Origin of the sequence: Seohaeicola zhoushanensis (assembly GCF_014656415.1) — a bacterium.
In the GTDB taxonomy this organism is placed as follows: domain Bacteria; phylum Pseudomonadota; class Alphaproteobacteria; order Rhodobacterales; family Rhodobacteraceae; genus Seohaeicola_A; species Seohaeicola_A zhoushanensis.
This window is the reverse complement of record NZ_BNCJ01000004.1, coordinates 36,511-49,077: the sequence shown is the minus strand read 5'-3', so window position 1 is coordinate 49,077 and position 12,567 is coordinate 36,511. Positions and strand designations below refer to the sequence as shown.

Annotated in this window: 11 protein-coding genes; 1 reads left to right on the top strand and 10 read right to left on the bottom strand. The window is 68.8% G+C overall.

Annotated elements, in window-relative coordinates; translation table 11 throughout:
- Positions 1 to 14: 14 nt before the first annotated feature.
- From folD to IE266_RS09720, 5 genes are read right to left on the bottom strand one after another with little or no spacing between them, the layout of a single operon-like run.
- Complete coding sequence (folD, locus tag IE266_RS09740; RefSeq protein WP_189679894.1) at positions 15 to 908, bottom strand: bifunctional methylenetetrahydrofolate dehydrogenase/methenyltetrahydrofolate cyclohydrolase FolD; 894 nt, start codon at positions 906 to 908, stop codon at positions 15 to 17.
- Positions 893 to 1,465 carry a sarcosine oxidase subunit gamma gene (locus IE266_RS09735; RefSeq protein WP_189679893.1) on the bottom strand — a complete coding sequence of 191 codons (573 nt, stop codon included), beginning with the start codon at positions 1,463 to 1,465 and terminating at the stop codon, positions 893 to 895. The genes folD and IE266_RS09735 overlap by 16 nt, the downstream gene beginning before the upstream one ends.
- Positions 1,458 to 4,397 carry a sarcosine oxidase subunit alpha family protein gene (locus IE266_RS09730; RefSeq protein ID WP_189679892.1) on the bottom strand — a complete coding sequence of 980 codons (2,940 nt, stop codon included), beginning with the start codon at positions 4,395 to 4,397 and terminating at the stop codon, positions 1,458 to 1,460. Before IE266_RS09730 ends, IE266_RS09735 begins: the two co-directional genes overlap by 8 nt.
- Positions 4,394 to 4,678 (bottom strand): sarcosine oxidase subunit delta, encoded by a 285-nt coding sequence (locus IE266_RS09725; protein ID WP_189679891.1) that lies wholly within the window; start codon positions 4,676 to 4,678, stop codon positions 4,394 to 4,396. Before IE266_RS09725 ends, IE266_RS09730 begins: the two co-directional genes overlap by 4 nt.
- 7 nt (positions 4,679 to 4,685) lie before the next feature.
- The gene (locus tag IE266_RS09720; protein WP_189679890.1) at positions 4,686 to 5,936 is read right to left on the bottom strand and encodes a sarcosine oxidase subunit beta family protein; all 1,251 of its coding nucleotides are present in this window, start codon (positions 5,934 to 5,936) and stop codon (positions 4,686 to 4,688) included.
- Positions 5,937 to 6,030: 94 nt separating this feature from the next.
- On the opposite strand from IE266_RS09720, the gene IE266_RS09715 reads away from it, so the two are divergent.
- Positions 6,031 to 6,981, top strand: a complete 951-nt coding sequence (locus IE266_RS09715) for a GlxA family transcriptional regulator (protein ID WP_189679889.1) — start codon at positions 6,031 to 6,033, stop codon at positions 6,979 to 6,981.
- Positions 6,982 to 7,100: 119 nt separating this feature from the next.
- Here IE266_RS09715 and glnT read toward each other — a convergent pair whose 3' ends face one another.
- The 5 genes from glnT to IE266_RS09690 all read right to left on the bottom strand — a co-directional run bounded on the left by glnT (position 7,101) and on the right by IE266_RS09690 (position 12,185).
- Positions 7,101 to 8,405 (bottom strand): type III glutamate--ammonia ligase, encoded by a 1,305-nt coding sequence (gene glnT / locus IE266_RS09710; RefSeq protein ID WP_189679888.1) that lies wholly within the window; start codon positions 8,403 to 8,405, stop codon positions 7,101 to 7,103.
- 64 nt (positions 8,406 to 8,469) lie between these two features.
- The gene (locus tag IE266_RS09705; protein ID WP_189679887.1) at positions 8,470 to 9,795 is read right to left on the bottom strand and encodes an FMN-binding glutamate synthase family protein; all 1,326 of its coding nucleotides are present in this window, start codon (positions 9,793 to 9,795) and stop codon (positions 8,470 to 8,472) included.
- 10 nt (positions 9,796 to 9,805) lie between these two features.
- Positions 9,806 to 10,489, bottom strand: coding sequence for a GltB/FmdC/FwdC-like GXGXG domain-containing protein (locus IE266_RS09700; RefSeq protein ID WP_189679886.1), 684 nt, complete (start codon positions 10,487 to 10,489; stop codon positions 9,806 to 9,808).
- A gap of 2 nt (positions 10,490 to 10,491) precedes the next feature.
- Entirely contained in the window at positions 10,492 to 11,379 is an 888-nt protein-coding gene (locus IE266_RS09695; RefSeq protein WP_189679885.1) for a class II glutamine amidotransferase, read from the bottom strand.
- Positions 11,380 to 11,528: 149 nt separating this feature from the next.
- The gene (locus IE266_RS09690; RefSeq protein WP_189679884.1) at positions 11,529 to 12,185 is read right to left on the bottom strand and encodes a helix-turn-helix domain-containing protein; all 657 of its coding nucleotides are present in this window, start codon (positions 12,183 to 12,185) and stop codon (positions 11,529 to 11,531) included.
- Positions 12,186 to 12,567: the final 382 nt, after the last annotated feature.

Sequence of the window (12,567 nt, the reverse complement as noted above, 5' to 3'; positions counted from 1 at the left end):
GGCAGGGGCCGCCGTCAGACGGTCAGCCCCTCGGGTTCGGGCTGCCCGTTGGCGCGGCAGCAGGCGGTGAGCGTATTGGCGAGCAGGCAGGCGATGGTCATCGGGCCAACGCCGCCGGGCACGGGGGTGATGGCACCCGCCACTTCGGCACAGCTCGCATAGTCGCAATCGCCGACGAGGCGGTCCTTGCCGCTTTCGACGCGTGTGCGATTGATACCGACATCGATCACCGTGGCGCCGGGTTTCAGCCAGTCGCCCTTGACCATTTCGGGCCGGCCGACGGCGGCGATCACGATATCGGCGCGGCGCACGACCGCTGGCAAGTCCCTCGTGCGGGAATGGGCGATGGTCACGGTGCAGCTGTCACCCAGCAGCAACTGCGCCATCGGCTTGCCGACGATGTTGCTGCGCCCGATCACCACGGCCTCCATCCCCGAGAGCGAACCATGCAGGTCGCGCAGCAGCATAAGGCAGCCCAGCGGGGTGCAGGGCACCATCGCCTTTTGCCCGGTGCCGAGCAGACCGACGTTGGAGATGTGGAAGCCGTCGACATCCTTGGCCGGATCGATGGCGTTGATCACCAGGTCGCTGTCGAGATGGCCGGGCAGCGGTAGCTGCACGAGGATCCCATGCACCGCCGGGTCGGCGTTCAGCCGGGCGATCAGTGCCAGAAGGTCGGCCTCGGAGGTGGTCGCGTCGAGCTTGTGCTCGAAGCTCGCCATGCCCGCCTCGAGCGTCTGTTTGCCCTTGTTGCGGACATAGACCTCGCTTGCCGGGTCCTCGCCCACCAGCACCACCGCCAGGCCGGGGGTGATGCCCGTTTCGGCCTTCAGCCGGGCGACGTGGTCCGCCACCCTGCCCCGGACCTTGGCCGCGAAGGCCTTGCCGTCGATTACTGCTGCGCCCATCCGCTCGTCTCCATTCTGCGGGCAGTGGTGGAGAGCGCGTGCCAGAGGCTTTCCGCCGCCGAGCGCGTCCCCCAGACCGCCAGTTCGGCCTCGGCCCGGCGGATGACGAACACGCCCATGTGCTCGACCGCCGTCCGCGTCGCCCGGCCGGGGGCCAGCGAAGCCGTGTCCAAGTTCACCAGACGTTCGAGCAGCCGCCCGACCGTCGCGCCGCTCTTGGCCGAGAACTCGAACAAGGTCCAGCCGTCGGTCTGTTCGGTCAGCGAACATCCTGGAAGATTGGGCAAAAAAGTTGCAACCACGTCGGTGTCGGCCTTGCCCGGCACCTCGACCATCCACTGGCCGGGGCCGGTCCAGAAGGCGGCCAGCCCCTCGCCCACCGCCCATGCGCCGGGGCCGGGCAGCGCCAGCCCCAGCGGCGCGGGCTGCGCCGCGCCCCGCCGCAGCGCGACCGACAGCAGCGCGGTATCGGGCCGTTCCGCAAGGGTCAGCGCGCCGAAGGTTTCACGGCGCGGTTCCGTCGCGCCAAGGGCGCAGATCGCAGTCAGGTCAGTCACGCTGGCGTCCTCCTTCGGGGTCGACGAAATGGGCCGAGGCGACACGGAGCCGGACGCTCTGCCCCTCGACCGGGTTGGCGGCGACGATCACCTCGCCCAGGCGCTGGTCGCCGTCTTCCAGGAAGCCCAGCCCGATGGAATGGCCGAGGTGCGGCGAGAAGCAGGCCGAGGTGACCCAGCCGTGGTCGTTCGCGGTGTCCTGCGCCGCGCCCTCGGTGAAGAGATGCGCGCCCGCCACCACCTTCTGCGCCGGATCGACCGGCACCAGCCCGACCAGCCGCCGCCGGTCTTCGGCCAGCCCCGCGCGCCGCGACATCACCGCGCCGATGCTGTCCTTCCTGGCCGAGACCATGCGCCCCAGCCCCAGCATCGTCGCCGTGGTCTGGCCGTTCAGCTCGGCCCCGGCGGCGTGGCCCTTCTCGATCCGCAGCACGGCGAGCGTTTCGGTCCCGTAGGGCGTCACGCCAAGGTCGGCCCCCGCCTCCATCAGCCGCGCCATCAGCGCGTGGCCATAGCGCGCGGGCACCGCGATCTCGTAGGCGAGTTCGCCCGAGAAGGAGATCCGGAACAGCCGCGCGCGCAGGCCGCCGCAGACGGTCAGGCTGGCGCAGGCCATGAAGGGGAAGGCGGCATTCGAAAGGTCGAAGCCGTCGACGATGCGGTCCAGCAGCGCGCGCGATTTCGGCCCCGCCACGGCGATCTGCGCCCAAGCGTCGGTGGTCGAGATCAGCTGCACGTCAAGCTCGGGCCAGAGGCACTGGCGCGCGAATTCCATGTTGCGGAAGACCGGGCCGGCGTTCGCCGTCGTGGTGGTGACGATGAAGTGATCCTCGGCCAGCCGGGCGCAGGTGCCGTCGTCATAGGCGGTACCATCCTCGCGCAGCATCAGGCCATAGCGGGTCATCCCGACCTTCAGCGTGGCGATCATGTTGGCGTAGATGCGGTTCAGGAACTCGCCCGCATCGGCGCCCTGCACGTCGATCTTGCCAAGCGTCGTCACGTCGCAGAGGCCGACGCCCGCGCGCACCGCCAGCGCCTCGCGGTCAACCGACTGGCGCCAGTGCGTCTCGCCGGGTTGCGGGAAATACTGCGCCCGCATCCATTGCCCCACCTCGACGAAGACCGCGCTCTGCGCCGCTGCCCAGTGGTGGGTCGGGGTCAGCCGGCGCGGGCGGAAATGCGCCCCGCTGTCGCCGCCGCCCAGCACACCCAGCGACACGCCGGTATAGGGCGGGCGATAGATCGTGGTGCCGGTCTCGGCGATGCCCTTGCCGGTGAGTTCAGCCATCACCGCGAGCGCGGTGACGTTCGAGGTCTTGCCCTGGTCGGTTGCCATGCCCAGAGTCGTCCAGCGTTTCAGGTGCTCGACCGAGCGCATGTTCTCCTGGTGCGAGAGCGCGATGTCCTTGACCGTCACGTCGTTCTGGTGGTCGACCCAGGCGCGCTTGCGCCCCGGCACATGCCAGAAGGCGGCCGCGGCGGTGCTGCGGTCCTCGGCCTTCGGCAGGTCGGGCTGGCCCGCGGCGATGCCGAGGTCGGCGAGCGTCTCGGCGGCCTTGCGGGCGCCATCGGCCAGCGCCTGGGCCGTGCTGCCCTGCCCAACGCAGGCGCCTGCCGGGACCAGCCCGACGGGGCCGCCCGCGCCCGGCAGGAAGGCGTTGCTGCCTGCGTCCCAGACCGGGCGGCCGCGATGGTGCGAGGCGAGGTGGACGTTGGGGTTCCAGCCGCCCGAGACGCCCAGCGCGGCGCAGTTTATCCACTCGCGCCGGCCGTTGGCCGTCACCTCGACCGAAGTGAGGCCCAGCCGCCCCTTCGAGTCGCTGACCATGCCGCCCGCGATGAGCCGGTAGTCGCCCTGCGCCACCGCATCGGCGCGGGTGTCGATCACCGCGGCGACCGGCACGCCCCGCGCGGCGAGGTCCAGCGCCGTGCGGTGGCCGTCGTCGCCATTGGTGAAGACCGTCACCGGCCCGCCGGTGCCCGGCGCCGCCGCCCAGCGGTTGGCATAGGCGCGCATCGCGCCCGCCAGCATCACGCCGGGGCGGTCGTTGTTGGCGAAGGGAATGTGCCGCTCGGTCGCGCCGGCGGCCAGCACGGCCCGCCGCGCGGTGATCCGCCAGAGCGTCTGTCGCACGCCCTGCCCCGGATCGGGCAGGTGGTCGGCCACCCGCTCGACCGCGCCGTAGACGCCGTGGTCGAAGACGCCGAAGACGGTGGTGCGCGCCAGCACCCGCACGTTGGGCATGGCGCGCAGCTCGGCCTCGGCCGCCGCGACCCAGTCGACCGCCGGAGCGTCGTCGAGCAGGTCGCTCTCGGCCAGCAGCCGCCCGCCAAGGCGAAAGTCCTCGTCGGCCAGCACCACCCGCGCGCCGGCGCGCCCGGCGGTCAGCGCGGCGGCAAGGCCCGCCGCCCCGGCGCCGATCACCAGCAGGTCGCAATGCAGGAAGCCCTTGTCATAGGCATCCGGGTCCGCCGCCTCGGCCAGCCGCCCCAGCCCCGCCGCCCGGCGGATCGCCGGTTCGTAGAGCTTTTCCCAGAAGGCGCGCGGCCACATGAAGGTCTTGTAATAGAACCCCGCCGCGAAGAAGGGCGACAGCAGGTCGTTCACCGCCAGCAGGTCGAAGTTCAGCGGCCCGACGTGGTTCTGCGAGGTGGCGGTCAGCCCGTCGAAAAGCTCGGCCATGGTGGCGCGGGTGTTGGGTTCGCGCCGCGCCCCGTCGCGCAGTTCGACCAGCGCGTTGGGTTCTTCCGACCCGGCGGCGAAGATGCCGCGCGGGCGGTGATACTTGAACGACCGCCCGACCAGCCGCACGCCATTGGCCAGCAGCGCCGAGGCCAGCGTGTCGCCGGGGTGGCCGCGATAGGCGCGCCCGTCGAAGGTGAAGGCGATGGTGCGGTCGCGGTCGATCAGCCCGCCGGAAAGCCGCGTCATGCCCGCCCCTCCCGCCGCGCCAGCGCCACGTCGCGGGCCAGCTCCGCGCCAAGGATCTCATGCGTGAGCGTGTTGCGCGTGACCACCAGCCACGAACGGTCGCCCTGTTCGTGATACCACAGCTCGCGGTGGACCCCGGCGGGGTTGTCGCGCAGGAAGACATAGTCGCAGAAGGCGTCCTCGCCCGCCGCCGGGTCGGGACGGTCGATCAGGGCGGCATCGCCGAGATAGGTGAACTCCTGCGCGTCGCGCAGGCCGAGAAGGGGATGCGGGATCAGCATGGCGGCCTCAGTGCAGGTTCGGCGTGGCACCCACGCCCTTTTCGTCGATGACATGGCCGCGCGCGAAACGGTCGAGCCGATAGGCGGTCGCGGTCTCGTGCGGGGTGTCGGTGGCCAGCAGGTGGGCGAAGGCATAGCCCGAGGCGGGCGTTGCCTTGAAACCGCCGTAGCACCAGCCGGCGTTGAGGTAGAGCCCTTCGACCGGGGTGCGGTCGATGATCGGCGAGCCGTCCATCGACATGTCCATGACACCGCCCCAGGCGCGCAGCAGCCGGGCGCGGCCGATGCGCGGCATCAGCGCCATGCCGCCTTCCAGCACATCCTCGAAGACCGGCAGGTTGCCGCGCTGCGCATAGGAGTTGTAGCCGTCGATATCGCCGCCGAAGACCAGCCCGCCCTTGTCGGACTGGCTGACATAGAAATGCCCGGCGCCGAAGGTGATGACGCCGTCGATCACCGGCTTGAGCCCCTCGCTGACGAACGCCTGGAGGACGTGGCTTTCGATCGGCAGGCGCAGCCCGGCCAGCGCCATCACGCGGCTGGACGACCCCGCCGCCGCCACGCCGACCTTGCCCGCGCCGATATAGCCGCGCGTGGTCTCGACGCCCAGCACGCGGCCGCCCTCGATGCGGAAGCCGGTGACCTCGCAGTTCTGGATGATGTCGACGCCGCGCTGGTCGGCGGCGCGGGCATAGCCCCAGGCCACGCCGTCATGGCGCGCGGTGCCGGCGCGGCGTTGCAGCAGCCCGCCCTTGATCGGAAAGCGCGCGTTGTCGAAGTTGAGCCAGGGATACATCCGCCGCACCCCGGCCTGGTCGAGCAGCTCGGCATCCGCCCCCGACAGCAGCATGGCATTGCCGCGCCGCCGGTAGGCATCGCGCTGCGCGTCGGTGTGCAGCAGGTTCAGGATGCCGCGCTGGCTGACCATCGCGTTGAAGTTCAGATCCTGCTCCATCCGCTCCCAGAGCTTCATGGAGAACTCGTAGAACGGCTGGTTGCCGGGCAGCAGGTAGTTCGAGCGGATGATCGTCGTGTTGCGCCCGATGTTGCCCGAGCCGAGATAGCCCTTTTCGAGCACCGCGACCCGCGCCTGACCGAAGACCGCGGCGAGGTGATAGGCGGTCGCCAACCCGTGCCCGCCGCCGCCGACGATCACGATGTCATAGGATGGCTGCGGATCGGGGTCGCGCCACAGGGGCGTCCATCCCTTGTGCCCGGTCAGGGCCTCTCTGATCACCCGGAACCCCGAGAATGTCATTGCCTGCGACTCCTTTGTCCTCCCCCTTTCCTAGCGGCTGCGTCGCGGCAATTCTTTCTTCAAACTGACATTGATTTCTGAAATCATGCCACGCATGACCCACCGCAGCATCGCCTTCGTCCTGCTGGACGGCTTCGCCCTGATGTCCACCGCCGCCGCGCTGGAACCGCTGCGCGCGGCCAACCTGTTTTCCGAGACCGAGCTTTACGCCACCCATATCCTGACCCCCGGCGGCGGAAGCGTGCGCGCCTCGCTTGGCAGCTGGTTCGACAGCCGCCCGCTGGCCGAGGCGCCCGAGGAGCTGGACCTGGTCTTCGTGGTGGCGGGGGGCGATCCGATGGCGGTGCGCGATGCCGCTCTCTTCGCCTGGCTGCGGCGGATGGACCGGGCCGGCGTGGCGCTTGGCGGGATCTCGGGCGGGGCGGCGATCCTGTGGCGGGCCGGGCTGCTTGAAGGGCGGCGGTTCACCCTGCACTGGCACCACATGGACGACCTGCGCGCCGAGGACCCGGCGGCGCTGATGGACCGCCGCCTCTTCGTGATCGACCGCGACCGCTATACCTGCGCCGGGGGCACCGCGCCGCTGGACATGATGCACGCGATCATCGCGCGCGACCACGGCAGCCGCTTTGCCCGCTCGATCGCCGACTGGTTCATCCAGACCGAGGTGCGCCTGGCCGATGCGCCGCAGCAGGCCGGGGCGGCCGCCGGCTATGGCCCCCTGCCCGCGCCGGTGGGCGCGGCGCTGGAGCTGATGGAAACCCATGTCGCCGACCCGCTGTCGGTCGACCAGCTGGCGGCGCTGGCGGCGATCTCGCCCCGGCAGCTGCAGCGCCTGTTCGCCGAGAGCCTCGGCGCGCCGGTGGCCGAGGTCTATCGCAACCTCCGCCTCGACGTGGCCCGCGACCTGGTGCGGCGCTCGACCCTGCGGATGGGCGAGATCGCCCAGATGACGGGCTTTGCCGCGCAGGCCCATTTCTCGGACGCCTACCGCGCCCGGTTCGACACCACGCCGAGGGCAGACCGGGGGCGGGTCAGTGTCTGAACGACCGTCTGTATTGGGTTCCCGCGATCATCGCACCCCGCACCTTCGCGCCACCCACCCCACCCGCCCCATGCAACGGGGGGCCGAAGCCCCCCAAGACCCGACCGGAGCAGGATCGGTCATATGTCGAGCGTGTTGTCCTTCTCCCACTGCGAGAAGTGCGAGACATAGCTCATCCATTCCTGCCGTTTCATCTTGATGTAGGACGCGGCAAAGCCGGTGCCCATCATCGCCTTCAACTCGGCGTCGGCGTCGAAGTTGCGGATGGCGTCGAGCAGGTTCAGCGGCAGCTTGGGCGCGTCCTTGACCAGGTGGCCCTCGGCATACATGTCGATGTCGTACCGCTTGCCCGGATCGGCCTTGCAGCGCACGCCCGAGAGGCCCGCTGCGATGATGACGGCCTGAAGCAGGTAGGGGTTGGCCGCCCCGTCCGGCAGGCGCAGTTCGAACCGCCCGGGGCCGGGGACACGTACCATGTGGGTGCGGTTGTTGCCGGTCCAGGTGACGGTGTTCGGCGCCCAGGTCGCGCCCGAGATGGTGCGCGGGGCGTTGATGCGCTTGTAGCTGTTCACCGTCGGGTTGGTGATCGCCGCCAGCGCCTCGGCGTGTTTCATGATGCCGCCGAGGAAGGTGCGGCCCTGATCCGAAAGGCCCAGCTCCTTCGTCTTGTCGGCGAAGGCGTTGACCTTGCCCTCGCGGTCCCAGACCGAGATATGGGCGTGGCAGCCGTTGCCGGTCAGGCCCTCGATCGGCTTGGGCATGAAGGTGGCGCGCAGGCCGTGCTTCTCGGCCACCGATTTCACCATGAACTTGAAGAATGAATGGCGGTCGGCGGTCACCATCGCGTCGTCAAAGCCCCAGTTCATCTCGAACTGGCCGTTGGCGTCCTCGTGGTCGTTCTGGTAGGGGCCCCAGCCGAGTTCGAGCATGTAGTCGCAGATCTCGGCGATCACGTCATAGCGGCGCATCACCGCCTGCTGGTCATAGCAGGGCTTCTCGGCGCTGTCGTAGGGGTCCGAGATCCGGTCGCCCTCGGGGGTGAGCAGGAAGAATTCGGCCTCGATCCCGGTCTTGACGCGCAGCCCTTCGGCGTCGGCTTCCTTGACCAGCCTTGCCAGCACGTTGCGCGGCGCCTGTTCCAGCGGCTGGCCGTCCATCACGCAGATGCCCGGCACCCAGGCCACGTCCTTCTTCCAGGGCAGCTGGATAACGCCCGAGGGATCGGGCACCGCCAGCATGTCGGGGTGCGCCGGCGTCAGGTCGAGCCAGGTGGCGAAACCGGCAAAGCCCGCGCCGTCGGCCTGCATGTCGGCGATCGCCTGGGCCGGCACCAGCTTGGCCCGCTGCCCGCCGAAGAGGTCGGTGTAGGAGATCATGAAATACTTGACGCCGTTCGTCTTCGCGAACTCGGCCAGATCGGTCATCTTGGTAATCCTTTCCCTGTTCCGGTTGGCGCGGGCCTCGTTGGACCCGCGCCCTGAATGGTCGTCAAAAGCCCGGCTTGCCCGGCCACCAGTCGGTGCCGGCCAGCGGCACCCGCGCCATGGCTGCGGCCTCCATGGTCAGCGCGCAGAGGTCCTCGGGTTCGAGGTTGTGGACGTGGCTCTTGCCGCAGGCCCGCGCGATGGTCTGGCATTCCAGCGTCATCACGTTGAGGTAGTTGCGCAGCCGCCGCCCCGCCGCGACCGGGTCGAGCCGCTTCATCAGCTCGGGGTCCTGGGTGGTGATCCCCGCCGGGTCGCGCCCCTCGTGCCAGTCGTCATAGGCGCCGGTCGTGGTGCCGAGCTTGCGGTATTCCTCTTCCCACTTCGGGTCATTGTCGCCCAGCGCGACCAGCGCGGCGGTGCCGATGGCGACCGCGTCGGCGCCCAGCGCCAGCGCCTTGGCCATGTCCGCGCCCGAGCGGATCCCGCCCGAGACGACCAGCTGCACCTCGCGGTGCATGCCCAGATCATGCAACGCCTGCACGGCGGGGCGGATGCAGGCCAGCGTCGGCTGGCCGACGTTCTCGATGAAGACGTCCTGCGTGGCGGCGGTGCCGCCCTGCATCCCGTCGAGCACCACCACGTCGGCCCCGGCCTTCACCGCCAGCGCGGTGTCGTAATAGGGCCGCGCGCCGCCGATCTTGACGTAGATCGGCTTTTCCCAGCCGGTGATCTCGCGCAGTTCGAGGATCTTGATTTCCAGATCGTCGGGCCCGGTCCAGTCGGGGTGCCGGCAGGCCGACCGCTGGTCGATGCCGATGGGCAGGTCGCGCATCCCGGCGACGCGCTCGGTGATCTTCTGGCCCAGCAGCATCCCGCCGCCGCCCGGCTTGGCGCCCTGCCCCACCACCACCTCGATGGCGTCGGCACGGCGCAGGTCGTCGGGGTTCATGCCGTAGCGGCTGGGCAGATACTGGTAGACCAGCTTTTCGGAATGGCCGCGCTCCTCGTTGGTCATGCCGCCGTCGCCGGTGGTGGTCGATGTGCCCGCCAGCGTCGCACCGCGCCCCAGCGCCTCCTTGGCATGGGCCGAGAGCGCGCCGAAGGACATGCCGGCGATGGTCACCGGGATCTTCAGCTCGATCGGCTTCTTGGCAAAGCGCGTGCCCAGCACCACCGAGGTGTCGCAGCGTTCGCGGTAACCTTCGAGCGGGTAGCGGCTGATCGAGGCGCCGAGGAAGAGCAGGTCGTCGAAATGCGGCACCCGCCGCTTGGCCCCGCCGCCGCGGATGTCGTAGATGCCGGTCGCCGCGGCGCGGCGGATCTCGGAGTTGACCTCGTTCGAGAAGGTCCAGGACTGGCGCGGGAGTGTCTGCGGTGTCTTATCCATGTCCGGCCTCTCAATACGCGTCGGCGTGGTCGATGTTGAAATTGTAGAGCTTGCGCGCCGAGCCATAGCGGCGGAACTCCTCGGGTTTCGCGTCGGCGCCGGTGCGCTCCAGCAGCTCGGCCAAAAGCGCCAGGTGCTCGTGCCGCATCTCCTTCTCGATGCAGTCCGCGCCCAGCGACTTGACCGTCCCGCGCACGAAGAGGCGCGCCTCGTAGAGGCTGTCGCCCAGCGCGTCGCCGGCATCGCCCAGCACGACAAGGTTGCCCTTCTGCGCCATGAAGGCCGACATGTGGCCGATGCTGCCATGCACCACGATGTCGATGCCCTTCATCGAGATCCCGCAGCGCGAGCTGGCGTTGCCCTTGATGTTGAGCAGCCCGCCCCGGCCGGTCGCGCCGGCATACTGGCTGGCGTCGCCTTCGACGATGACGGTGCCCGACATCATGTTCTCGGCCACGCCCGGCCCTGCCGAGCCCTCGACATGGATGGTGGCGAGCTTGTTCATCCCGGCGCAGTAATAGCCGGTCGAGCCCTTGACGGTGACCGAGATCGGCGCGTCGAGGCCGACGGCGACGGCATGGCTGCCGCGCGGGTTCTCGATGACCCATTCGGTCTGGTTGGTATCCGCGCGCTGCGCCTGAAGGGTGGCGTTGACCTCGCGCAGGTCGGTTTTGGACAGATCGAGCACCTGCATGATCAGCGTTCCCAGAAATAGACGGTGGCGGGTTCGGGTTCCCAGACGCGGGCGGTCTCGATGCCCGGAAGATCGGCGAAGGCACGGTATTCGCTGGCGAAGGCGACATAGTCGTCGGTCTCGGCCATCACCGCGGGCTTGCAGGCGACCGGGTCGCGCACCACGCCGAAACCGGTCTTGGTGCCGGTGACGAAGGTGAAGAACCCGTCGAGATCCTTCAACGTGCCTTCCAGCGCCTCGCCCAGGGTCGCGCCCTCGGCGATGCGGCTGGAGATATAGGCGGCGCCGACCTCGGTGTCGTTCTCGGTCTTGGTGTAGATGCCCTTGCGGGCCAGCCGGCGGCGCATGTCGTTGTGGTTCGAGAGCGAGCCGTTGTGGACCAGGCACTGGTCCCCCGCCGTCGAGAAGGGGTGCGCGCCCAGCGTCGTCACCGCGCTTTCGGTAGCCATGCGGGTGTGGCCGATCCCATGGCTGCCACCCATCGCGCGGATGCCGAAGCGGGCGGCCACGTCCTTGGGCAGGCCGACCTCCTTGAAGATCTCCATGCTTTCGCCGACGCCCATCACCCGGACGCCGCGCTTGTCGAGGAAGGCGAGCGCCGGGGCCTCGGCGTCGAGCGGCACGTTCAGCACCGCGTGGGTGTCGACCACCCGCATCGCCACCGGCGCGCCCAGCGCCTCGCCCAGCGCCAGGTCGAGCCCGGCGAAATCGGCGGCCGGGGTGTCCGACTGCACGGTGATCTTCAGCTTGCCGCTTTCCTCACCGTAGATCGCGATGCCCGCACTGTCCGGACCGCGATCCGTCATCGTGATGAGCATGTCGGTCAGCATATCGCCCAGTCTCGGGCGCAGGGCCTCCTTCTTCAGGAAAAGGCCAACGATGCCGCACATGAATTCCCTCCATCAGCTTCGCATGGGCCAACGTCCGGCCCGCTGCGAATCTGATTAGCAGGAAAATTTTTGTCTCCACAAGAAAGTCACGCACTCAAGGTCAATATTTTTTCCCGTCGAGAAAGATCATTGTTCAAAAACTGTGCACATCACCGCTGCTGGGGGTAGGTGATGATCGAAAGAAAGCGGATCGGCAGGGTGGTCAGCCCCTCTGGCCCGTGCGGCGCGTCGGAATCGAAGATCAGCGAGTCGCCCGGTTCCATCTGGTATAGCTGGTCGCCATGCCGGTAGGTCATCTCGCCGTCGAGCATGTAGAGTACCTCGATCCCCTCGTGCTGGAAGGTGGGGAAACGGTCGCTCTGGCTGTTCAGCACGATCAGGTAGGGTTCGACCACCACGCCCGAGTTGTTGGCCCCGATATGGCCGAGCAGGTGATACTGGTGCCCCGCGCGGGTGCCTTCGCGCTCGATCTCGACGCCGCCGCCGGCCTTGACGTGCATGCAGCCCTTGCCCTCGTCATAGCCCGAGAAGAGCTGTACCAGCGGCACCCGCAGCGCATCGGCCAGCGCCGAGATGGTGTTGAGCGAAGGCGAGATCACGCCGTTCTCGATCTTGGAGAGCATACCCACCGACAGGCCGGTACGGGCGGCAAGGTCGGCCCCGGTCATCCGCTGCCGCTTGCGCAGCTCGCGGACCTGCCGGCCAATGGCGACTTCGAGGTTCTTCTCGCGCACCTCCTTCACCGCGTGGGGGTTCTGGTTCAGCGATTTGCCATCCTTGCCGGCGGGCTTCGAGTCGGTCTTCATGCTTCAGGCGGTCCTTGTTTCTTCTCGTTTCCGCTGCAGCGGTGGCATTGTGCCCTCGCGACCGGCCACGTCCGGGCCGGAAACGACCTCCCCGAAATATTCCTGCAAAGAAAATTCCTTGACCAGCGGAAAAACCGTGCGTCTCCGTGCCATCCGGATGTTAGCGCATGACAGGGTCGCCGCAGCCGATGGAATATTTCGAGAATTTCCGGGAACCGGCTTGCACCTGCCGGCGTTTGGACCTGAGCGAACCTTGGATTTTGAACATGAGTGAGACGACAGGACCCTGCCGCCATCCGGGCGCAGGCAGCAAGAACGCCAGAAGCAGGCGCACCCCGGCAGGCGAAACCGCATCCATCACGGCAGATCCGCGTTCCGGCCG